Annotated in this window: 19 protein-coding genes; 17 read left to right on the top strand and 2 right to left on the bottom strand. The window is 63.9% G+C overall.

Annotated elements, in window-relative coordinates; all coding sequences use genetic code 11:
• Nucleotides 1–6: 6 nt before the first annotated feature.
• Nucleotides 7–816: a type I methionyl aminopeptidase gene (gene map, locus LFL96_RS11635; protein ID WP_280995396.1), complete on the bottom strand. Its 810-nt coding sequence runs from the start codon at nt 814–816 to the stop codon at nt 7–9.
• Between the two features lie 484 nt (nt 817–1,300).
• Between map and rpsB the strand changes: the two genes are divergently transcribed.
• From rpsB to LFL96_RS11555, 16 genes are all read left to right on the top strand, one after another.
• Nucleotides 1,301–2,053 carry a 30S ribosomal protein S2 gene (rpsB, locus tag LFL96_RS11630; protein WP_280995395.1) on the top strand — a complete coding sequence of 251 codons (753 nt, stop codon included), beginning with the start codon at nt 1,301–1,303 and terminating at the stop codon, nt 2,051–2,053.
• 227 nt (nt 2,054–2,280) lie between these two features.
• The gene (gene tsf / locus LFL96_RS11625; RefSeq protein ID WP_280995394.1) at nt 2,281–3,162 is read left to right on the top strand and encodes a translation elongation factor Ts; all 882 of its coding nucleotides are present in this window, start codon (nt 2,281–2,283) and stop codon (nt 3,160–3,162) included.
• A 219-nt stretch (nt 3,163–3,381) separates the two neighbouring features.
• Nucleotides 3,382–4,095 carry a UMP kinase gene (gene pyrH / locus LFL96_RS11620; RefSeq protein ID WP_012400732.1) on the top strand — a complete coding sequence of 238 codons (714 nt, stop codon included), beginning with the start codon at nt 3,382–3,384 and terminating at the stop codon, nt 4,093–4,095.
• A 98-nt stretch (nt 4,096–4,193) separates the two neighbouring features.
• The gene (gene frr, locus LFL96_RS11615) at nt 4,194–4,754 is read left to right on the top strand and encodes a ribosome recycling factor (RefSeq protein ID WP_012433445.1); all 561 of its coding nucleotides are present in this window, start codon (nt 4,194–4,196) and stop codon (nt 4,752–4,754) included.
• A gap of 65 nt (nt 4,755–4,819) precedes the next feature.
• Nucleotides 4,820–5,602: a polyprenyl diphosphate synthase gene (uppS, locus tag LFL96_RS11610; protein WP_280995393.1), complete on the top strand. Its 783-nt coding sequence runs from the start codon at nt 4,820–4,822 to the stop codon at nt 5,600–5,602.
• Nucleotides 5,596–6,417: a phosphatidate cytidylyltransferase gene (locus tag LFL96_RS11605; RefSeq protein WP_280995392.1), complete on the top strand. Its 822-nt coding sequence runs from the start codon at nt 5,596–5,598 to the stop codon at nt 6,415–6,417. The genes uppS and LFL96_RS11605 overlap by 7 nt, the downstream gene beginning before the upstream one ends.
• A 10-nt stretch (nt 6,418–6,427) precedes the next feature.
• Complete coding sequence (locus tag LFL96_RS11600; protein ID WP_280995391.1) at nt 6,428–7,633, top strand: 1-deoxy-D-xylulose-5-phosphate reductoisomerase; 1,206 nt, start codon at nt 6,428–6,430, stop codon at nt 7,631–7,633.
• A 7-nt stretch (nt 7,634–7,640) separates the two neighbouring features.
• Nucleotides 7,641–9,035, top strand: a complete 1,395-nt coding sequence (gene rseP, locus LFL96_RS11595; RefSeq protein ID WP_280995390.1) for an RIP metalloprotease RseP — start codon at nt 7,641–7,643, stop codon at nt 9,033–9,035.
• 67 nt (nt 9,036–9,102) lie between these two features.
• Nucleotides 9,103–11,415, top strand: coding sequence for an outer membrane protein assembly factor BamA (bamA, locus tag LFL96_RS11590; protein WP_280995389.1), 2,313 nt, complete (start codon nt 9,103–9,105; stop codon nt 11,413–11,415).
• A 139-nt stretch (nt 11,416–11,554) separates the two neighbouring features.
• A complete protein-coding gene (locus LFL96_RS11585) occupies nt 11,555–12,076 on the top strand; it encodes an OmpH family outer membrane protein (protein WP_281000709.1) in 522 nt (173 codons plus the stop codon).
• Between the two features lie 138 nt (nt 12,077–12,214).
• Entirely contained in the window at nt 12,215–13,354 is a 1,140-nt protein-coding gene (gene lpxD / locus LFL96_RS11580) for a UDP-3-O-(3-hydroxymyristoyl)glucosamine N-acyltransferase (RefSeq protein ID WP_280995388.1), read from the top strand.
• Nucleotides 13,355–13,559: 205 nt separating this feature from the next.
• Nucleotides 13,560–14,024, top strand: a complete 465-nt coding sequence (fabZ, locus tag LFL96_RS11575) for a 3-hydroxyacyl-ACP dehydratase FabZ (protein ID WP_280995387.1) — start codon at nt 13,560–13,562, stop codon at nt 14,022–14,024.
• Between the two features lie 113 nt (nt 14,025–14,137).
• A complete protein-coding gene (gene lpxA / locus LFL96_RS11570; protein WP_280995386.1) occupies nt 14,138–14,926 on the top strand; it encodes an acyl-ACP--UDP-N-acetylglucosamine O-acyltransferase in 789 nt (262 codons plus the stop codon).
• A gap of 3 nt (nt 14,927–14,929) precedes the next feature.
• Nucleotides 14,930–16,099: a lipid-A-disaccharide synthase gene (gene lpxB, locus LFL96_RS11565; protein WP_280995385.1), complete on the top strand. Its 1,170-nt coding sequence runs from the start codon at nt 14,930–14,932 to the stop codon at nt 16,097–16,099.
• The gene (rnhB, locus tag LFL96_RS11560) at nt 16,096–16,869 is read left to right on the top strand and encodes a ribonuclease HII (RefSeq protein WP_280995384.1); all 774 of its coding nucleotides are present in this window, start codon (nt 16,096–16,098) and stop codon (nt 16,867–16,869) included. Before lpxB ends, rnhB begins: the two co-directional genes overlap by 4 nt.
• Nucleotides 16,870–17,033: 164 nt before the next feature.
• The gene (locus LFL96_RS11555) at nt 17,034–17,828 is read left to right on the top strand and encodes an RNA methyltransferase (protein ID WP_280995383.1); all 795 of its coding nucleotides are present in this window, start codon (nt 17,034–17,036) and stop codon (nt 17,826–17,828) included.
• A gap of 78 nt (nt 17,829–17,906) precedes the next feature.
• Here the strand turns inward: LFL96_RS11555 and LFL96_RS11550 are convergent, their stop codons facing one another.
• Entirely contained in the window at nt 17,907–18,722 is an 816-nt protein-coding gene (locus LFL96_RS11550) for a pyruvate, water dikinase regulatory protein (protein ID WP_280995382.1), read from the bottom strand.
• 547 nt (nt 18,723–19,269) lie between these two features.
• On the opposite strand from LFL96_RS11550, the gene ppsA reads away from it, so the two are divergent.
• Nucleotides 19,270–21,675, top strand: coding sequence for a phosphoenolpyruvate synthase (gene ppsA / locus LFL96_RS11545; RefSeq protein ID WP_280995381.1), 2,406 nt, complete (start codon nt 19,270–19,272; stop codon nt 21,673–21,675).
• Nucleotides 21,676–21,684: the final 9 nt, after the last annotated feature.

Raw genomic sequence — 21,684 nt, 5'->3', positions numbered from 1 at the left:
AGTCGGTCAGGCCGTGGCCGCGACCACCGGCGGCCGGGCCGGCGTGCCGGCGGACACGGTCAGCACGTCGTAGCCGGTTTCCGTGACGAGCACCGTGTGTTCCCACTGCGCCGACAGGCTGCGGTCTTTCGTCTTGACGGTCCATTGATCCGGCATGGTGCGGATGTCGCGGCGGCCGGCGTTGATCATCGGCTCGATCGTGAAGATCATGCCGGCCTGCAGCTCGAGCCCGGTGCCGGGACGGCCGTAGTGCAGAATTTGCGGATCTTCGTGGAATACCGTGCCGATGCCGTGGCCGCAATATTCGCGCACCACGCTGTAGCCCTGGCCTTCCGCATGTTTCTGGATCGCGTAGCCGATGTCGCCGAGATGCGCGCCGGGGCGCACCTGGTCGATGCCGAGCCACATGCATTCGAAGGTGGTCTGAACCAGCCGCTTCGCCATGATCGACCCTTCGCCGACGATGAACATGCGGCTCGTGTCGCCGAAATAGCCTTCCTTGATGACGGTGACGTCGATATTCAGCGCGTCGCCGTTCTTCAGCGTCTTTTCGCCGGGGATGCCGTGGCAGATCACGTCGTTGACGGAAATGCAGGTTGCCTTCGGGTAGGGCGGGTAGCCGGGCGGCTGATAGTTCAGCGGCGCGGGCACCGTGCCCTGTTCCTTCAGCATGTATTCGTGACACAGACGGTCGAGTTCGCCAGTCGTGATGCCGGCGGCGACGAACGGCGTGATGTAGTCGAGCACTTCGCTCGCGAGTTTGCAGGCGACGCGCATTTGCGCGATATCGTGTTCGTTTTTGAGCGTAATAGCCATGAGTCGGGCCTGAAATGCGATTTATTTCAGGATTATCGCACCATATCCCGCCTGCCGCAGGCTTTTGCGGGGCAGGGTATAGGCTGCGGGCCTCCCTGGGAGTCGTGCTCATTCGTTGTGCATCGGCTGCGTGCCTGCGGTGTGCCGGGGCAGGTGCAACCCGTCGAGCCCTTCCGGGAGCTACCGGGCAGGTTGAGTCGGGCGATAGTCGCGTGCTATAATCTTTGGCTAAGTCGCTATCTGCCTTCGTTTTATTGTCCGATGTCCCAGCTTGATTGGGGAAATCGGGCAAAAGAAGCGGATCAGGCGTCTTCTCATGATCGTCCGGTTGCCTGCGTCATGAGGTAAGCAGTACCCAGGTAGTATCAGGCAGCCAATTCGCAAGCCGGCCGCACCCAAGGGTGTCCGTCGCGTGCCGCCAAATTGAAGGCGGGCGCGGCCGATACGGCAGCCGGCTTAAGACCCAACCCTCGCGGAGATTTTCATGGCAGTTACCATGCGTCAAATGCTGGAAGCCGGTGTCCACTTCGGTCACCAAACGCGCTTCTGGAACCCGAAGATGGCCCCCTTCATTTTCGGTCATCGCAACAAGATTCACATCATCAACCTCGAAAAGACGCTGCCGATGTACAACGACGCGCTGAAGTACGCGCGTCAACTGGCAGCGAACCGCGGCACGATCCTGTTCGTCGGCACGAAGCGTCAATCGCGCGACACGATCGCCGAAGAAGCGCAACGCGCTGGCATGCCGTTCGTCAACGCACGCTGGCTCGGCGGCATGCTGACCAACTTCAAGACGCTGAAGGTATCGATCAAGCGCCTGAAGGACATGGAAGCGGCGCTGGAAGCAGGCGAAACCGAACGCATGAGCAAGAAGGAAGCGCTGCTGTTCGAACGCGAAATGGCCAAGCTGCAGAAGTCGATCGGCGGCGTGAAGGACATGGGCGGCATTCCGGACGCGATCTTCGTGGTCGACGTCGGCTACCACAAGATTGCTGTCACCGAAGCGAACAAGCTGGGCATTCCGGTTATCGCCGTGGTCGACACGAACCACTCGCCGGAAGGCATCGACTACGTGATCCCGGGTAACGACGACGCCTCGAAGGCTGTCGCTCTGTACACGGCTGGCGTGGCTGACGCGATCCTCGAAGGCCGTGCGAACGCGGTCAACGAAGTGGTGCAGGCTGCCCGTGGCGGTGACGGCGACGAGTTCGTCGAGGTCAACGCGGAAGCGTAAAGCTGCCCCGTGTCCGGCAAAAAAGGGGGCTTTCTACAGGCCCCCTTTTTTTAAGTCGCGACGGTGTAGTGGGGCGCTGAAAAAGCGCCCGAGCAGTGTTCGAGGTGTATCGGTGTCAGGCGGGTGTTAAAGGCAGTGTAAAAAACACGCGATACGCTGAAACGAATTCTTGCCGCCGGCATCGAAGTCCGGGCGGTGTGTGACAGACGGAACTCAAGGAGCAAATGATGGCGGCAATTACCGCAAGCATGGTTGCAGAACTGCGCGCAAAGACCGACGCGCCGATGATGGAATGCAAGAAGGCGCTGACGGAAGCCGACGGCGACATGGCGCGCGCTGAAGAGCTGCTGCGCGTGAAGCTGGGCAACAAGGCCAGCAAGGCTGCATCGCGCGTGACGGCTGAAGGCGTGGTCGCCTCTTTCATCGGCGGCAACGCGGGTTCGCTGGTCGAGCTGAACTGCGAAACCGACTTCGTTTCGAAGAACGACGACTTCCTGGCTTTCTCGAAGAAGATCGCCGAGCTGGTCGCCACGCAAAACCCGGCCGACGTCGCTGCGCTGTCGGCGCTGCCGCTGGACGGTTCGACCGTCGACGCGGTGCGTCTGGCACTGGTCGGCAAGATTGGCGAAAACCTGTCGATCCGCCGTTTCGTGCGCTTCGACACGGCCAACAAGCTGGCAGCGTACCTGCACGGCACGCGCATCGGCGTGCTGGTCGAGTACACCGGCGCGGATGAGCAGGTCGGCAAGGACGTGGCCATGCACATCGCCGCGATGAAGCCGGTTTCGCTGTCGTCGGACGACGTGCCGGCGGACCTGATCGCCAAGGAACGCAGCATCGCTGAACAGAAGGCCGCCGAATCGGGCAAGCCGGCTGAAATCGTCGCGAAGATGGTCGACGGCAGCGTGCAGAAGTACCTGAAGGAAGTCTCGCTGCTGAACCAGACGTTCGTTAAGAACGACAAGCAGACGATCGAACAGATGCTGAAGGCTGGCAACGCAAGCGTTCAGAAGTTCGCGCTGTTCGTGGTCGGCGAAGGCATCGAGAAGAAGCAGGACGATTTCGCGGCGGAAGTGGCTGCGCAAGTCGCTGCTGCAAAGCAACAATAAGCATCACATAAGCATTAGTCAGTACTGTTGGACCCGCGGCGGAGCAAGACTTTGCCGCGCTCGGCAGTGCCGCAAGGCTGCGGGCGGGCAGACCCCCGCCTCGCAGCCGCCTCTGGCGGACCCAGGGTTCGTCAATTTGGCGGCGCTTGCCCGAATCAGCATTTCACCCCTACATTAGTCCCTTGTTGTTGCCCTGTTCTGCGCGATCTGGATACCCCTATGCCCACTGCCTATAAACGCGTCCTGCTCAAACTCTCCGGTGAAGCTTTGATGGGCGACGATGCCTTCGGCATCAATCGCGCGACCATCGAACGAATGGTGGCGGACGTGGCCGAAGTGGTCCGTCTCGGAACGCAGCTGGCCGTGGTGATCGGCGGTGGCAATATTTTCCGCGGCGTCGCGGGCGGCGCGGCCGGCATGGACCGCGCCACGGCCGACTACATGGGCATGCTGGCCACCATGATGAATGCGCTGGCATTGCAGGACGCCATGCGCCACGCCGGCATCGAGGCGCGCGTGCAGTCCGCGCTGCGCATGGATCAGGTGGTCGAGCCGTACATCCGGCCCCGCGCGATCCGCCAGCTCGAGGAAGGCAAGGTCGTGATTTTCGCGGCCGGTACCGGCAACCCGTTCTTCACCACCGACACGGCCGCGGCATTGCGCGGCTCGGAAGTCGGCGCGGAAGTCGTGCTGAAGGCCACCAAGGTGGACGGCGTCTACTCCGCCGACCCCAAGAAAGACCCGAGCGCGACCCGCTACACCACGATCAGCTTCGACGAAGCCATCGGCCGTAACCTGCAGGTGATGGACGCAACCGCTTTCGCGCTGTGCCGCGACCAGAAGCTGCCGATCCGCGTGTTTTCGATCGTCAAGCCGGGCGCGCTCAAACGCATCGTACAAGGCGAGGACGAGGGCACCCTCGTCCACGTGTAAACTCTCGTTCACATAACGTGGGCTTTAACGCGAGCCCGGGCCGCCGCATCGCGCGCGCCGGCCGGCTCGCACCGTTTTGAAGGTTCGGAGGTTTAAAAATGTCTGTGGCTGATATCCGCAAGGGCGCTGAGCAAAAAATGCAGCGTTCCATCGACGCGTTCAAGAACGATCTGTCGAAGATCCGTACGGGCCGTGCACACACGGGCCTGCTCGATCATATCCAGTGCGATTACTACGGTTCGCCGGTGCCGATCTCGCAGGTCGCGAACCTGACGCTGATCGACGCGCGCACGATCGGCGTGCAGCCGTGGGAAAAGAAGATGGTGCAGGTCGTCGAAAAGGCGATCCGCGAATCGGACCTGGGTCTGAACCCGGCTACCCAAGGCGATGTGATCCGCGTGCCGATGCCCGCGCTGACCGAGGAACGCCGCCGCGAACTGACCAAGGTGGTCAAGAGCGAAGCGGAAACGGCCAAGGTGGCGGTGCGCAACCTGCGCCGCGACGCGAACGAGCAACTGAAGAAGCTCGTCAAGGACAAGGAAATTTCGGAAGACGACGAGCGTCGTGCCGGTGACGACGTGCAGAAGCTGACGGACAAGTTCGTCGCCGAAATCGACAAGCTGGTCGTGACGAAGGAAGCCGAGATCATGACGGTCTGACGCCTCGCGGCGCTCGGTACTTTCAGGATTTCCACTTCTTTATTTGCAGTCACTGTCCAACGGCCATGACCTATACCAGCTCAACCGTGCGCGTGCCTGATGTCGCCGCGGTGCCGCGACATATCGCGATCATCATGGACGGCAACGGCCGTTGGGCCACTCAGCGGCGTCTGCCGCGCGTCGCGGGCCATACGCGCGGCGTCGACGCGGTGCGTGCGGCCGTCGAGGCGTGCGCGCGGCAAGGCGTCGAATATCTGACGCTGTTCGCCTTCAGCTCGGAAAACTGGCGCCGTCCGAACGACGAAGTGTCGTTCCTGATGCGTCTGTTCGTCACCGCGCTGGAGCGCGAGATCGGCAAGCTGCACGCGAACGGCATCCGCTTGCGCGTGGTCGGCGACCTGTCCCGCTTCGACGAACGCATTCGCGAACTGATCCGGCGCGCGGAAACCAAAACCGCGCGCAACACCCGTCTCACGCTGACCATTGCCGCCAACTACGGCGGTCGCTGGGACATCATGCAGGCCACCCGCAAGCTCGCCGAACAGTCGGCGCTGGCGGGCAAGGCGGTCGAGGTCAACGAGGAATCGTTCGCCGAACACCTGTCCATGGCCTACGCGCCGGAACCGGATCTGTTCATCCGCACCGGCGGCGAGCGCCGCGTCAGCAACTTCCTGCTGTGGCAGCTCGCGTACACCGAGTTCTACTTCACCGACACGTTCTGGCCGGATTTCGACGCCGACGCGCTCGGTCACGCCATCGCTTCGTACGCGGAGCGCGAGCGCCGTTTCGGGCGCACCAGTGCTCAACTCGAGCCGCAATCGCAAAACGTCGATTCGCTTCCATGCTAAAAACCCGTGTCATCACGGCGATCATCCTGCTGGCGGTGTTCCTGCCGGTCACGTTGTTCGCGCCGGTGGGCGCGTTCGGCGCGCTGATCGCCTTCGTCGTCGTGTTCGCCGCGTGGGAATGGGCGCGTCTGCTCAAGCTCGGCGGCGCCGGTCCGATCGTCTACGCGCTGGTCGCCGCGGTTGCGCTGGTCGCCAGCACGCGGCTCGGCACCGGCGTCGAACAGGCGCGGTCGCTGTTCAAGGCCGCGGCGATTTTCTGGGTGATCGCCGGACCGTTCGTGCTGCTGCGCAAGCCGACGCTCGCGCAGGGCGCGTGGCGCGCCTTTCTGTTTCTTGCCGGCATTGTGGTATTCGTCGCGTGCTGGCATGCTCTCGTCGCGGCGCGCATGCAGGGCGTGCCGTTCGTGCTGTCGCTGCTGCTCCTGGTCTGGCTGGCCGATATCGGCGCATACTTCTCGGGCAAGGCGTTCGGCAAACACAAGCTGGCGCCGGCCATCAGTCCGGGTAAAACCTGGGAGGGCGCGATCGGCGGCTGGCTGGCCGTGATGATCGTCGCGGCGGCGGCGGTCTTTTTGCACGCATTCGAGCCGACCCTGTATTCTTCGCTGCTGGCGCAATGGGGCGCCGTGCGTGCGCTGCTCGCGTTGACCGTGCTGGTGGCATTCAGCGTGGTGGGCGACCTGTTCGAATCGATGCTGAAACGCCAGGCCGGCGTCAAGGATTCCAGCGGCCTGTTGCCGGGTCACGGCGGCGTGCTCGATCGCATCGACGCCTTATTGCCGGTGCTGCCGCTTGCCATGCTGCTGCTCGGCTAGAGAAAGAGATATGCAAAAACGTCTGACATTGCTCGGTTCCACGGGCTCGATTGGAGACAGCACGCTCGACGTCGTCGCGCGTCATCCCGAGCGCTTTTCGGTCTACGCGCTCACCGCGCATCGCAACGGCGACAAGCTCGTCGAGCAATGCCTGCGCTTTGCGCCCGAAGTGGCGGTGGTCGGCGACGCCGACACGGCCGCGCGGGTCGCGGCGAAGCTGCGTGAAGCGGGCAGCAAGACCGAGGTCACGTACGGGCCGCAAGCGCTCGTCGACGTGTCGGACAGCGCCGGCTGCGACACCGTGGTGGCAGCGATCGTCGGCGCGGCCGGCCTCGCGCCGAGCCTCGCGGCGGCACGCGCCGGCAAGCGCATCCTGCTCGCCAACAAGGAAGCGCTGGTCATGTCCGGCTCGATTTTCATGGACGCGGTGCGCGACAACGGCGCGGTGCTGCTGCCGGTCGACAGCGAACACAACGCGATTTTCCAGTGCCTGCCGCGCGAAGCCGCGCTGCACGGCGGCGTCTCCAAGATCATCCTGACCGCGTCGGGTGGCCCGTTCCGCACCCGCGAACCGGCCACGCTCGTCGACGTCACGCCCGACGAAGCCTGCAAGCACCCGAACTGGTCGATGGGCCGCAAGATCTCGGTCGACTCGGCCACGATGATGAACAAGGGCCTCGAAGTGATCGAAGCCCATTGGCTGTTCGGTCTGCCGGGCGAGCGCATCGACGTGCTGATTCACCCGCAGAGCGTGATTCACTCGCTGGTGTCGTATGCGGACGGTTCGGTGCTCGCGCAGCTCGGCAACCCCGATATGCGCACGCCGATCGCGCACGCGCTGGCGTTCCCGGAGCGTGTCGATTCGGGCGTCGCGCAACTCGACCTCGTGCAGGTCGCGTCGCTGTCGTTCGAAAAGCCGGACTATGCGCGCTTCCCGTGTCTCGCGCTCGCCATGAAGGCGCTCGCCGAAGGTGGCCTCGCGAGCGCGGCGCTGAACGCCGCGAACGAAGTCGCGGTCGAGGCCTTCCTGCAGCGCCAGATCGGTTTCATGGCGATCGCGCAGGTGGTCGAGTCCGTGCTGAACGCGTTGCCGAACCGCAGCGCGCATTCTCTCGACGATGCGATCGAAGCGGACGCCGCCGCGCGCCGCGCCGCTGCCGACTTCATCGCGCGTCTGCCTGACGGCGCCCGTCGCACGGAACGCGCCGTCCAGTGAGGCGCTTATGAACCTGCTGATCGAGCTGCTCGCCTTCGCGGTCGCGATCGGCGTACTGGTGGTCGTCCACGAGTACGGGCATTACCGCGTCGCGCGCTGGTGCGGCGTGAAGGTGCTGCGGTTCTCGATCGGCTTCGGCAAGCCGCTGTTCCAGTGGGTGAGCCCGAAGACGGGCACCGAGTGGACCATTGCAGCGTTGCCGCTCGGCGGTTACGTGAAGATGCTCGACGAGCGTGAAACCGGCGCCGCGCCGATTCCCGCCGAATTGTTGTCGCAGGCGTTCAACCGCAAGTCGGTGTGGCGCCGCTTCGCGATCGTCGCGGCCGGGCCGGTCGCGAACTTCCTGCTGGCTATCGTGCTGTTCGCGCTGGTGTTCGCCACGGGCGTGACCGAGCCGGCCGCCGTGGTCGCGGCGCCCGCGCCGAACACGCCCGCCGCTCAGGCCGGCTTCGACGGCGGCGAGACGATCGTCGCGGTGCGCGCGGAAAATGCCGGCGAATCCGAGCCCGTGCGTTCGTGGTCCGATCTGCGCTGGAAGCTGCTGGGCGCGGCCTTCGATCACAAGCGCGTGGTGCTGAGCGCGAAAGACGCGCACGGCACGTCCGATTTCCAGCTCGATCTGCGCGGCCTCGGCGAGAAAGATGTCGACGACGACTTCATGTCGCACCTCGGTTTCGAGCCGGGCGGCGGCAAGCTGACGGTCGCGGGCGTGCAGCCCGGCAGTGCGGCGCAGAAGGCGGGACTCGTCGCGGGCGATCGCCTGCGCGCGGTAGATGGTATCCCGACCGATAACGCCACGGCCTTCATCGCTTATGTAAAATCCCACGCCGGCAAACCGCTGACGCTGCAGGTCGAACGCGGCGCGCAGGCGGGTGGCGCGGCGGGCAAGCTCGACGAGATCACCCTCGTGCCGCAGTTGCAGCGCGACGAGGCGAGCGGTCAGCAGGTGGGGCGAATCGGCGCGGAACTGGCGACCCAGGTGCCGTCCATCGACGTGCGTTACGGCCCGGTCGAAAGTCTGCAACTCGGCGCGCGCCGCACGTGGGATCTCGCGGTGTACTCGGTGCGCATGTTCGGGCGGATGATCGTCGGCGAGGCATCGCTAAAAAATCTTTCCGGTCCGGTGACGATCGCCGATTACGCAGGAAAGAGCGCACGTCTAGGTCCTTCTGCATTCCTGTCGTTCCTGGCCCTTGTCAGTATTAGCCTCGGTGTACTGAACCTGCTACCAATTCCGGTATTGGACGGGGGTCATCTGTTATATTATTTGGTTGAAGCTGTAACCGGCAAAGTTGTCTCCGATCGCTGGCAACTCGTTTTTCAGAGGGCGGGTCTCGCCTGCATCGTCGCATTGTCGGCGATCGCGCTGTTCAACGATCTGGCTCGTTTAATCCATTTTTAAAGTGTCTGGCGGCGTTCACGATGGCGACCGTCTGACCTGATGCAGCTATACACACTGGGGAAGCACGTTGTTTAAACCTCATCGCTTTGTTCCAAAGACGGTTATAGCCGCGGCGCTCGCCGCGCATGGGCTGGTTGCTCACGCAACGTCGCCCTTCGTGGTGCAAGACATCCGGATCGAGGGATTGCAACGCGTCGAACCCGGTACCGTGTTCGCGTACCTGCCCATCAAGCAAGGTGATACGTTCTCCGACGACAAGGCCTCGGAAGCGATTCGCGCGCTGTACGCCACGGGCTTCTTCAACGACGTCAAGATCGCCACCGAAGGCAACGTCGTCATCGTGCAGGTGCTGGAGCGCCCCGCGATCGGCACGATCGACTTCGCCGGCATTCACGAATTCGACAAGGACAACCTGACCAAGGCGCTGCGCGCGGTCGGTCTGTCGCAAGGTCGTTACTACGACAAGGCGCTGGTCGACAAGGCCGAGCAGGAACTGAAGCGTCAGTACCTCACGCGCGGATACTACGCGGCCGAAGTGACCACCACGATCACGCCGATCGACCGCAACCGCGTCGCGGTGCTGTTCTCGGTGGCCGAAGGTCCGAGCGCGAAGATCCGCCAGATCAACTTCATCGGCAACAAGGCATTCAGCACGGGTACGCTGCGCGACGAAATGCAGCTGTCCACGCCGAACTGGTTCTCGTGGTACACGAAGAACGACCTGTACGCGAAAGACAAGCTCACCGGCGACCTCGAAAACGTCCGCTCGTATTACCTGAATCGCGGCTACCTCGAGTTCAACATCGACTCGACCCAGGTGTCGATTTCGCCGGACAAGAAGGACATGTATCTGACGGTCACGCTGCATGAAGGCGAGCCGTACACGATTTCGAGCATCAAGCTGGCCGGTAATCTGCTCGACCGCGAGCCGGAGCTGGCCAAGCTGATCAAGATCAAACCGGGCGACCGGTTCTCGGCCGAGAAACTGCAGGCCACCACCAAGGCGATCGTCGACAAGCTCGGCGAGTACGGCTATGCGTTCGCCACCGTCAACGCGCAGCCGCAGATCGATCAGACCAACCACAAGGTCGACCTGACGCTGCAGGTGGACCCGAGCCGCCGCGTCTACGTGCGCCGCATCAACGTGGTCGGCAACACCCGTACGCGCGACGAAGTGGTGCGCCGCGAAATGCGCCAGCTCGAAAGCTCGTGGTTCGACTCGAACCGCCTCGCGCTGTCGAAGGACCGTATCAACCGTCTCGGCTACTTCACCGACGTGGACGTCACCACGGTGCCGGTGGAAGGCACGCCCGACCAGGTCGACATCGACGTCAAGGTCGCCGAAAAGCCGACCGGCGCGATCACGCTGGGCGCCGGCTTCTCGTCGACGGACAAGGTGGTGCTGTCGGCAGGTGTGTCGCAGGACAACGTGTTCGGTTCGGGCACGAGTCTGTCGGTCAACGTGAATACCGCGAAGACCTACCGTACGCTGACGGTCACGCAGGTCGATCCGTACTTCACGGTCGACGGCATCAAGCGGATCACGGACGTCTACTACCGCACGTATCAGCCGCTGTACTACTCGACCGATTCGAGCTTCAAGATCGTGACCGTGGGTGGCGACCTGAAGTTCGGCATCCCGTTCTCGGAAGTGGACACGGTCTACTTCGGCGCGGGCCTCGAGCAGAACCAGCTGGACATCGACGCGAACACGCCGGCTTCGTACAAGCAGTACGTGCAGGATTTCGGCCGCGTGTCGAACAACGTGCCGATCACGGTGGGCTGGTCGCGCGACGCGCGTGACAGCGCGCTCGTGCCGAGCCGCGGCTACTTCACGCAGGCCAATGCCGAATACGGCACGCCGATCGGTGGGACCCAGTACTACAAGGCCGACATCAACGCGCAGTACTATTACTCGTTCGCGCGCGGCTTCGTGCTGGGCTTCAACTTCCAGGGCGGCTACGGTAACGGTCTCGGCGGCAAGCCGTATCCGATTTTCAAGAACTACTACGCGGGCGGTATCGGTTCGGTGCGGGGCTACGAGCCGAGCTCGCTGGGTCCGCGCGACGCCACCACCGGCGACCCGATCGGCGGCTCGAAGCTGCTGGTCGGCAATATCGAGTTGACGTTCCCGCTGCCGGGCACGGGCTACGACCGCACGCTGCGCGTGTTTACGTTCCTCGACGCCGGTAACGTCTGGGCCGACGCGAGCAGCGCCGCGACGTCGACCGGCGCGAACGGTCTGCGTTACGGCTACGGTGTCGGTCTCGCATGGATTTCGCCGATCGGTCCGCTCAAGCTCAGCCTGGGCTTCCCGCTCACGAAGCACACCGGGGACCAGTATCAGAAGTTCCAGTTCCAGATCGGGACGGCGTTCTGATCGGGTGGCAGGCAAACCCGCGGCGGGCGGCCCGATCCGGGCGCGTGCGCAACGGGCGGCCGGCGGCGGGTTGTTGGCAGTGGGCCGCGGGCAACCGGCGTTGGGCCGCCGGTCAAATTACAGTATCGAGAGGATGACTTTGCTAACCGGTATGTTTTCGAAACGTGTGGCATGCGCGCTGGCGCTGGCAATGACCTTGGGGGTCGGGGTAGCGCACGCGCAGGAAGCCAGGATCGCCGCGGTGAATTCGGACCGGATCCTGCGGGAATCCGCGGCCGCGAAAGCCGCTCAGGTCAAGCTCGAAGCCGAGTTCGCCAAGCGCGACAAGGATCTCGCCGACATGGCGCAGAAGCTGAAGACCATGTCCGACGCGCTCGACAAGAACGGCGCCTCGATGTCCGCGACCGACCGCGCGCAGAAGCAGCGCGACCTGTCGCAACTGGACACGGACTTCCAGCGCAAGCAACGCGAATTTCGTGAAGACCTGAACCAGCGCCGCAACGAAGAACTCGCGGCGGTGCTCGATCGCGCGAACAAGGTGATCAAGCAGATCGCCGAGCAGCAGCACTACGACCTGATCGTTCAGGAAGCGGTGTACGTGAGCCCGCGCATCGATATTACCGACCAGGTGCTCAAGGCGCTGGCGGCGTCGGGCAATTAAAAGACATCGGGACGTACGCACCGGGTGAGACCCCAAGCCGGTGAGCAGTGCACCGGCTCCGGCGCATTCTGGCATCCCGGTGAGCAGCACAGACGTAGAACTGACAAGTTGGACTGAACTGCAGGAGACTGGACAGGCATGGCATTTACGCTCGAGGACATCGTCCAACGGTTCGGCGGTGAGGTAGTCGGCAACGGTTCGCAGCGCGTCGGCAGTCTCGCGCCGCTCGATCAGGCAGGTCCGGACCAACTGGCGTTCCTCGCCAATCCGAAGTATCTGTCGCAGGTCGAGACGACTCGCGCGGGCGCGGTGTTGATCAATGCCGCCGACCTCGCGAAGCTGACTCCCAGCGAAGACCGCCCAAACGGCGCGCTTAACTTCATCGTCACGCCGAATCCGTACGCTTACTTCGCGCGCGTCGCGCAGACCTTCATCGACCTCGTTGCACCCAAGGCCGCGCCGGGCATCCATCAAAGCGCGACCATCGATCCGTCCGCGCAGATCGCCGCGAGCGCGGTGATCGGTCCGCACGTCACGGTGGAAGCGGGCGCCGTGATCGGCGAGAACGTGCGGCTCGACGCCAACGTGGTGATCGGTCGCGGCACGCGGATCGGCGCGGGTTCGCATCTGTATCCGAACGTGGCGGTGTACTACGGCTGCAAGCTTGGCGAGCGCGTGATCGTGCACGCGGGCGCGGTCATCGGTTCGGACGGCTTCGGCTTCGCGCCGGACTTCGTCGGCGAAGGCGACGCGCGCACCGGCAGCTGGGTGAAGATTCCGCAGGTGGGTGGCGTGTCGATCGCGAACGACGTCGAAATCGGCGCGAACACCACGATCGATCGCGGCGCGATGGCCGACACGATCATCGAGGAGTGCGTGAAGATCGACAACCTCGTGCAGATCGGTCACAACTGCAAGGTCGGCGCGTACACGGTGATCGCCGGGTGCGCGGGCATCGCGGGCAGCACCACGATCGGCCGGCATTGCATGATCGGCGGCGCGGTCGGTATCGCGGGGCACGTGACGCTTGCCGACTACGTGATCGTCACCGCGAAGTCGGGCGTGTCGAAGTCGTTGCTCAAGCCCGGTATGTACACCAGCGCGTTCCCGGCCGTGAATCACGCGGACTGGAACAAGAGCGCGGCGCTGCTGCGTAATATCGACAAGCTGCGCGACCGTATCAAGGCGCTTGAAAACGCCGCGGCCGGGCAGTCCACAAGTGCGGCAAGCGCGGCAAGCGGCGAGAGCGCCGGCAAGCTCCACTCCGCGGGCGAATGAGCGCCGTTGGCGCGCGCGTCCGCGAAACCGGGCGGCCCGCGGGCACCGCGTAGAATAGCGGGCCAGCATCAGAAGCAAGGTCGGTGGCCGTGACCGGGTGGCGCGGCCCCCGGGTCAGGGCGAGCGCCGGCAGCACGCGTTATCAACCCACCTGCACCAGCATCCGCAGTCATCATCGCGCAGTCAATGCGTGAGCAGAAACACCATGAGCACCGAAAAAATCAATCTCGACATTCATAAGATTCTCACGCTGCTGCCGCATCGTTACCCGATCCTGCTGGTCGACCGGGTGCTCGAACTCGAGCCGCACAAGAGCATCAAAGCGTTGAAGAACGTGTCGATCAACGAGCCGTACTTCATGGGGCATTTCCCGAACCGTCCGGTGATGCCTGGCGTGCTGATCCTCGAAGCGCTGGCGCAAACCGCCGCGCTGCTGACGTTCTCGGAAGAGCCGAGCGATCCGACGAACACGCTGTACCTGTTCGTGGGTATCGACAATGCGCGCTTCAAGCGCGTGGTGGAGCCGGGCGATCAGCTGATCCTGAACTGCACGTTCGAGCGCCACATGCGCGGCATCTGGAAGTTCAAGGCGCGCGCCGAGGTGGATGGCGTCGTGGCGGCGGAAGCCGACCTGATGTGCGCGGTGCGGCACACGGACAAGGACGCTTGAGCGTCCTTCGGAAGCGGCTTTCGTGAGCGCCGTTGGTGCGCTCGGGCGCGGGCCGTAGCGGCGCCGCGTCGGCCCATCCAGACACAACGCAACAGAATCAGAAGCGAGGACGCATGAGCAGGATTCATCCCACTGCGATCGTCGAACCGGGCGCACAGATCGACGAATCCGTCGAGATCGGACCGTATGCCGTGATCGGCGCGCACGTGACGATCGGCGCGCGGACCACGGTCGGCTCGCATAGCGTGATCGAAGGTCACACCACGCTCGGCGAAGACAACCGGATCGGCCACTACGCATCGGTCGGCGGCCGTCCGCAGGACATGAAGTACAAGGACGAGCCGACGCGGCTCGTGGTCGGCAACCGCAACACGATCCGCGAGTTCACCACGATCCACACCGGCACGGTGCAGGACGCGGGCGTCACCACGCTCGGCGACGACAACTGGATCATGGCCTACGTGCATATCGGCCACGACTGCCACGTCGGCAACAACGTCGTGCTGTCGAGCAACGCGCAGATGGCGGGCCACGTGACGATCGGCGACCACGCGATCGTCGGCGGCATGTCGGGCGTGCATCAGTTCGTGCGCATCGGCGCGCATTCCATGCTGGGCGGCGCGTCGGCGCTGGTGCAGGACATTCCGCCGTTCGTGATCGCCGCCGGCAACAAGGCGGAGCCGCACGGCATCAACGTCGAGGGGCTGCGTCGCCGCGGGTTCTCGCCGGACGCGATTTCGGCGCTGCGCGCGGCCTATCGCGTGCTGTACAAGAACGGACTGTCGCTGGAAGAAGCGAAGGTGCAGTTGCGTGAGCTGGCGACGGCCGGCGGCGACGGCGACGAGCCGGTGCAGACGCTGCTGTCGTTCATCGACCTGTCGCAACGCGGCATCATCCGCTAAACGATGGTCCTGCAACCCACTCCGCTGCGCATTGCGATGGTGGCCGGCGAACCGTCCGGCGACCTGCTCGCGGCGTCGCTGCTCGACGGTCTCGCGAGCCGTTTGCCGGATGGCACGCGGTACTACGGGATCGGCGGCCCGCGCATGATCGCCACGGGCTTCGACGCGCACTGGCCGATGGAAAAGCTCACGGTGCGCGGCTACGTCGAAGCGCTGCGGCACATCCCCGGCATTCTCGCGATCCGCAACGAACTGAAGCGTCAATTGCTGGCGGAGCCGCCTTCGGTGTACGTCGGCGTGGACGCGCCCGATTTCAACTTCGGGCTCGAACATGCGTTGCGCGACGCCGGCATTCCGACCGTGCATTTCGTCTGCCCGTCCATCTGGGCGTGGCGCGGCGGGCGCATCAAGAAGATCGCGAAAGCGGTCGACCACATGCTCTGCGTGTTCCCGTTCGAAACCGCGCTGCTGGAAAAGGCGGGCGTCGCGGCGTCGTATGTCGGCCATCCGCTTGCCGACGAGATTCCGCTCGTGCCCGACACACTCGGCGCGCGGCGTGCGCTCGGTCTCGCGGAAGACGGCCCGATCATCGCGGTGTTGCCGGGTAGCCGACGCTCGGAGATCGATCTGATCGGCCCGACGTTCTTCGCGGCGATGGAAATGATGCAGCACCAGGAACCCGGTCTGCGCTTCGTGATGCCGGCGGCCACGCCGACGTTGCGCGAGATGCTGCGGCCGCTGGTCGACTCGCACCCGGGGCTTGCGCTGACCATCACCGACGGCCAGTCGCAACTCGCGATGACCGCCGCCGACGCGATCCTCGTGAAGAGCGGCACGGTGACGCTGGAAGCCGCGCTGCTGAAAAAGCCGATGGTGATCTCGTACAAGGTGCCCTGGCTGACCGGGCAGATCATGCGCCGCCAGGGCTATCTGCCGTACGTGGGGCTGCCGAATATTCTGGCCGGGCGCTTCGTCGTGCCGGAAATCCTGCAGCACTTCGCCACGCCGCAGGCGCTGGCCGAGGCCACGCTGAAGCAGTTGCGCGACGAAGGCAACCGGCGCACGCTGACGGAAATCTTCACGGAGATGCATCACGTGCTGAAGCAGAACACCGCACAGCGTGCGGCGGAAGTCGTGGCGGACGTCATCGACAAGCGCAGGGCGCGCCAATGACCGCGGCTCGTGCACCGCGCCGCAAGGCTTCCGTGGCGGGCGCCGCCGCGCAGCAGACCGGTCTGAACTTCGATACGCCCGACGAGATCGTCTGCGGCGTCGACGAAGCCGGCCGCGGTCCGCTGGCCGGTCCGGTCGTCGCGGCGGCGGTGATCTTCGATCCGTCGAAACCGATGATCCGCGGCCTCGACGATTCGAAGGCGCTCAGCGCGAAAAAGCGCGACGAACTGTACGACAAGATCGTCGAGCGGGCGTTGGCGTATTGCATCGCGTCCGCGAGTGTCGAGGAAATCGATTCGCTGAATATCCTGCACGCGACCATGCTCGCAATGAAGCGTGCGGTCGAGGGGCTGTCGGTCGTGCCGACGCTCGTGAAGATCGACGGCAATCGTTGTCCAACGCTGAGCGTGCGCAGCGAGGCGGTGATCGGCGGCGACGCGCTCGTCAAAAGCATTTCGGCGGCGTCGATTCTCGCCAAGGTCACGCGCGACCGGATGTTGCTCGAACTGCATCAGGCGTTTCCGGTGTACGGCTTCAATGCGCATGCCGGTTACGGCACGCCGCAGCATCTTGCGGCGCTGCGCGAACATGGGCCGTGCGAGCATCATCGGCGCTCGTTCGCGCCGGTTCGCGAGGCGCATGTGCGCTTTTTCGGCGCGAGTGGCGGTGTGCATTTGCAAGCCACGGGCGACGTGATCCTCGTGCCCGCCACGCTGACCACCGGTGCGACGCTCGACGACGATGCGTTCGGCGAGCGCAGCGGCGTGTAGCGCGTAACTGCAGAAGAGCGTATCAGGCGTGCACGGCGTACGAAGCCTGCGCGCCGCATAAAGCGCCTGAGCCGTCTAAACTATTCAAGTCACCTTGTGAACGCCGCGCGGCCGCCGTCGCGCGGCGTTCATGCTTTTCTCACTCTTAACCGTCTTCGCTGCCCGTGAAAGCCATCACCTCGCGCGACAACCCGCTCTATAAACGCCTCAAGGCACTGGCCGGCTCGACGCATCAACAGCGTCGGGGCGGCCAGGCGTTGCTCGAAGGTTTTCATCTGGCGAGCGCGTATCTCGACGTCGCCGGGCAACCGGAACTGTGCGTCGTCACCGACGGCGCGCTTGCGCACGACGAAGCGCGCGCGATCGTCGCGCGGGTCGACGAACATCGGGTCGTGACGCTGCCGGATGCGTTGTTCGGGCAACTGTCGAACGTCGTGCATGGCGTCGGGATTCTGCTGCTGGTGGATAAGCTGGATACGCCGTTGCCGGAGAAAGTCGCGCAGACCTGTCTCGTGCTCGACGGCGTGCAGGATGCCGGCAACGTCGGCTCGATTCTGCGCAGCGCGGCGGCGGCCGGTATCCAGCAGGTGTTCTGCGCGCCGGGTACGGCGTACGCGTGGTCCTCGAAGGTGCTGCGCTCGGGGATGGGCGCGCATTTCCTTTTGCAGATTCACGAGGACGTGGACGCGCAAACGCTGATCGATCGTCTGAGCGTGCCGATCGTCATCACCGATTCGCACGGCGCCGAAGCGATCTACGACTGCGATCTGGGTGGTCCGCTCGCATGGGTGTTCGGCAACGAGGGCGCGGGGGTGTCGCAGATCTGGCGCGACGCGGTGTCGATGCGGGTGACGATTCCGCAGCCGGGCGGCATGGAATCGCTTAACGTGGCGGCCGCGGCGGCGGTGTGCGTGTTCGAACAGTGCCGCCAGCAGCGCGGCGGGCGAGGGCGCGGATAAAACGCGGTGAGACCGCGCTAACAACGCGGTCAACTGCAACGACCACAGCGCCCCCAGCGCTCCCAGCGGCCCCAACGATCAATACGACGGCCGGTCCAGCTTGATCTCCTGCAGGATCGTCGTCGCGATCTCCTCGATCGATTTGTGCGTCGACGACAGCCACTTGATCCCTTCGCGCCGCATCATCGCCTCGGCTTCGTTGATCTCGTAACGGCAATTTTCCGGCGCCGCATACTTGCTGCCGGGCCGGCGCTCGTTGCGGATCTCCGACAGCCGCTGCGGATCGATCGACAAACCAAACATCTTCTGCCGATGCGCAAGCAACGGCGTGGGCAGCTTGCCGCGCTCGAAGTCCTCCGGAATCAGCGGATAGTTCGCCGCCTTCACCCCGTACTGCATGGCCAGATACAGGCTGGTCGGCGTTTTGCCGCTGCGCGAGACGCCCACCAGGATCACGTCGGCGTCGGCCAGATTGCGGTTCGATTGACCGTCATCGTGCGCGAGCGAAAAGTTGATCGCTTCGATCCGGTTCTTGTACTCCTCGGTGTCCGCGTTCTGGTGACCACGGCCCATCGCGTGGCTCGACTTCAGTTCGAGTTCCTGTTCGAGCGGCTCGACGAAGGTCTGGAACATGTCCAGCACCAGCGCATTCGAGCCTTTCACGATCTGGTTCGACGCGCTGTCCACCAGCGTGGTGAACACGATTGGACGACGGCCGTCCTGCGCGACCGCTTCGTTGATTTTTTCGAGCGTCGCGTAGGCCTTTTCGGTCGAGTCGACGAAGGGCACGCGAACCAGGCGGAATTTCTGGTCGAACTGGGAGAGGATCGAATGCGCGAAGGTTTCGGCAGTGATCCCGGTACCGTCGGAGACGATGAATACGGTGGGCGGCATCAGTGGGGCTGGGGAACGTGAGCGGAACGACGCGCTCGAAGCAAACAGCGCCGCGCGAACCTCGCTGCCCGGTGGCTAACCGGCGCATGCAGCGGGTCGACGCGGCGCGCCGTGGGCACCGCAATTGCGTCCGGATGACGATGGGCATCGCAATGGCATGACGGCCGCCAGTGCTTTGAAGCCCGCCGGCCGGTCCGGCGCGCGATTCGAGGCGCATTTCTCGTCCGACAGTCACATTTTGAGAGTCGGCACGGTAGAATAGCGGCAACCTGTTGGATAAGCAATTGCAGGCGATTGGCGTCTAACTTACCGTGAACGGTCGTTTAACGCGTCGCCTTCTGCCGGTAACGTGCGGTGAATGTGGTGAATTGGCTGGTAATTTCGGCCATTCGCGGGCTTCGTCGCCGATCCGTCCCGGTTTTGGCAATGCCGAAGGCGATTGCTTCTCCAACAGGTTGTGCAAGACGCGAGATCACGCTTCCAATAGGCGCCTCGCGTTCGAGCCCACTTGCACAGCCGTGAATTTCTTTCACACTTAGGGGCTTGTATGACTAACGCAGTTACCGTCGCAAAGGATAAGGCGTATGTAGTTCCGTTCGAGCAGTTGCGGATGACCGATGTGGAGATTGTCGGCGGCAAGAACGCGTCGCTTGGCGAGATGATCAGTCAGCTCGCTGAAGCCGGCGTGCGCGTGCCCACCGGTTTCGCCACCACGGCGCTGGCATTCCGTGACTTCCTGCATCACAACAATCTGACCGAACGCATCGCCAAACGTCTCGAGACGCTCGACGTCGACGACGTGAAGGCGCTCGCCGAAGCGGGCAAGGAGATCCGTCAATGGATCGTCGACGCGCCGCTGCAGCCGCAACTCGAAGCGGATATCCGCGCGGGTTTCGACACCCTGCAAAACAGCTCGCCTGAAGAGCTGTCGTTCGCCGTGCGCTCGTCGGCGACGGCGGAAGACTTGCCGGACGCATCGTTCGCGGGTCAGCAGGAAAGCTATCTCAACGTGGTCGGCATCGACGACGTGCTCGATCGCATGAAGCACGTGTTCGCGTCGCTGTACAACGACCGCGCTATCTCCTATCGCGTCCACAAGGGCTTCACGCATGCTGAAGTCGCGTTGTCGGCGGGCGTGCAGCGCATGGTGCGCTCGGACGTCGGCGCGGCCGGCGTGATGTTCACGCTGGACACGGAATCGGGCTTCAAGGACGCCGTGTTCATCACGTCGAGCTACGGCCTGGGCGAAACCGTGGTGCAGGGCGCGGTGAATCCGGACGAGTTCTACGTCTTCAAGACCACGCTCGCGCAGGGCAAGTACCCGATCATCCGCCGTTCGATCGGCTCGAAGCTCATCAAGATGGAATTCACGAAGGCCGGTGAAGAAGGCCGCGTGAAGACCGTCGACGTGACGCACGAGCAGCGCAACCGTTTCTCGATCACCGACGAAGACGTGATCGAGCTCGCGAAATACGCGGTCATCATCGAAAAGCACTACGAGCGTCCGATGGACATCGAGTGGGGCAAGGACGGTCGCGACGGCAAGATCTTCATCCTGCAGGCGCGTCCGGAAACGGTGAAGAGCCAGGCCACCGGCAAGGCCGAGCAGCGCTTCAAGCTGAAGGGGCAGTCGAACGTGCTGGCCACCGGCCGCGCGATCGGTCAGAAGATCGGCGCGGGTCCGGTGCGGGTGATTCACGATCCGTCGGAAATGGACCGTGTGCAGCCGGGCGACGTGCTGGTCGCCGACATGACCGACCCGAACTGGGAGCCGGTGATGAAGCGCGCGTCGGCGATCGTCACGAATCGCGGCGGGCGTACCTGCCACGCGGCGATCATCGCGCGTGAGCTGGGCGTGCCGGCCGTGGTCGGCTGCGGCGATGCGACCGACGTGCTGAAGGAAGGCTCGCTCGTCACCGTGTCGTGCGCGGAAGGCGACGAAGGCAAGATCTACGACGGTCTGCTCGAAACGGAAGTCACCGAAGTGCAGCGCGGCGAACTGCCGCCGATTCCGGTGAAGATCATGATGAACGTCGGCAATCCGCAACTGGCCTTCGATTTCTCGCAACTGCCGAACGCGGGCGTGGGTCTGGCGCGTCTCGAGTTCATCATCAACAACAACATCGGCGTGCATCCGAAGGCGATTCTCGAGTACCCGAACATCGATCAGGACTTGAAGAAGGCGGTGGAAAGCGTCGCTCGCGGTCACGCATCGCCGCGCGCGTTCTACGTCGACAAGCTGACCGAAGGGATCGCGACGATCGCGGCGGCGTTCTATCCGAAGCCCGTGATCGTGCGTCTGTCGGACTTCAAGTCGAACGAGTACAAGAAGCTGATCGGCGGTTCGCGTTACGAGCCGGACGAAGAAAACCCGATGCTCGGTTTCCGCGGTGCGTCGCGCTACATCGCCGACGACTTCGCCGAGGCGTTCCAGATGGAATGCATCGCGCTGAAGAAGGTGCGCGAGGAAATGGGCCTCGACAACGTCGAGATCATGGTGCCGTTCGTGCGTACGCTGAAGCAGGCGGAGCGCGTGATCGGGCTGCTCGCCAAGTTCGGCCTGAAGCGCGGCGATCACGGCCTGCGCCTGATCATGATGTGCGAAGTGCCGTCGAACGCGATTCTCGCCGAGGAATTCCTGCAATTCTTCGACGGTTTTTCGATCGGTTCGAACGACCTCACGCAGCTCACGCTCGGGCTGGACCGCGATTCCGGCATGGAGTTGCTGGCCGTCGACTTCGACGAACGCGACCCGGCGGTCAAGTTCATGCTCAAGCGCGCGATCGAAACTTGCCTGCGGTTGAACAAGTATGTCGGTATCTGCGGTCAAGGTCCGTCGGATCATCCGGATTTCGCGCAGTGGCTGACCGCCGAGGGCATCAAGTCGATCTCGCTGAACCCGGACTCGATCATCGAGACGTGGCAGCAACTGGCGCAGTCGACGAAGCAATAAGAGTTGGCA

The sequence above is a fragment of the Paraburkholderia sp. D15 genome, assembly GCF_029910215.1.
Taxonomy (GTDB): Bacteria; Pseudomonadota; Gammaproteobacteria; order Burkholderiales; family Burkholderiaceae; genus Paraburkholderia.
This window is presented reverse-complemented; position numbering and strand designations above follow the sequence as displayed.

Excerpts from the sequence above, each read along its gene's own strand:
- LFL96_RS11605 (WP_280995392.1), top strand. The coding sequence starts at position 5,596 with ATGCTAAAAACCCGTGTCATCACGGCGATCATCCTGCTGGCGGTGTTC.
- pyrH (WP_012400732.1), top strand. The coding sequence starts at position 3,382 with ATGCCCACTGCCTATAAACGCGTCCTGCTCAAACTCTCCGGTGAAGCT.
- frr (WP_012433445.1), top strand. The coding sequence starts at position 4,194 with ATGTCTGTGGCTGATATCCGCAAGGGCGCTGAGCAAAAAATGCAGCGT.
- fabZ (WP_280995387.1), top strand. The coding sequence starts at position 13,560 with ATGAGCACCGAAAAAATCAATCTCGACATTCATAAGATTCTCACGCTG.
- rseP (WP_280995390.1), top strand. The coding sequence starts at position 7,641 with ATGAACCTGCTGATCGAGCTGCTCGCCTTCGCGGTCGCGATCGGCGTA.
- uppS (WP_280995393.1), top strand. The coding sequence starts at position 4,820 with ATGACCTATACCAGCTCAACCGTGCGCGTGCCTGATGTCGCCGCGGTG.
- LFL96_RS11550 (WP_280995382.1), bottom strand. The coding sequence starts at position 18,722 with ATGCCGCCCACCGTATTCATCGTCTCCGACGGTACCGGGATCACTGCC.
- LFL96_RS11600 (WP_280995391.1), top strand. The coding sequence starts at position 6,428 with ATGCAAAAACGTCTGACATTGCTCGGTTCCACGGGCTCGATTGGAGAC.
- ppsA (WP_280995381.1), top strand. The coding sequence starts at position 19,270 with ATGACTAACGCAGTTACCGTCGCAAAGGATAAGGCGTATGTAGTTCCG.
- lpxB (WP_280995385.1), top strand. The coding sequence starts at position 14,930 with ATGGTCCTGCAACCCACTCCGCTGCGCATTGCGATGGTGGCCGGCGAA.
- lpxA (WP_280995386.1), top strand. The coding sequence starts at position 14,138 with ATGAGCAGGATTCATCCCACTGCGATCGTCGAACCGGGCGCACAGATC.
- lpxD (WP_280995388.1), top strand. The coding sequence starts at position 12,215 with ATGGCATTTACGCTCGAGGACATCGTCCAACGGTTCGGCGGTGAGGTA.
- map (WP_280995396.1), bottom strand. The coding sequence starts at position 816 with ATGGCTATTACGCTCAAAAACGAACACGATATCGCGCAAATGCGCGTC.
- tsf (WP_280995394.1), top strand. The coding sequence starts at position 2,281 with ATGGCGGCAATTACCGCAAGCATGGTTGCAGAACTGCGCGCAAAGACC.
- rpsB (WP_280995395.1), top strand. The coding sequence starts at position 1,301 with ATGGCAGTTACCATGCGTCAAATGCTGGAAGCCGGTGTCCACTTCGGT.
- rnhB (WP_280995384.1), top strand. The coding sequence starts at position 16,096 with ATGACCGCGGCTCGTGCACCGCGCCGCAAGGCTTCCGTGGCGGGCGCC.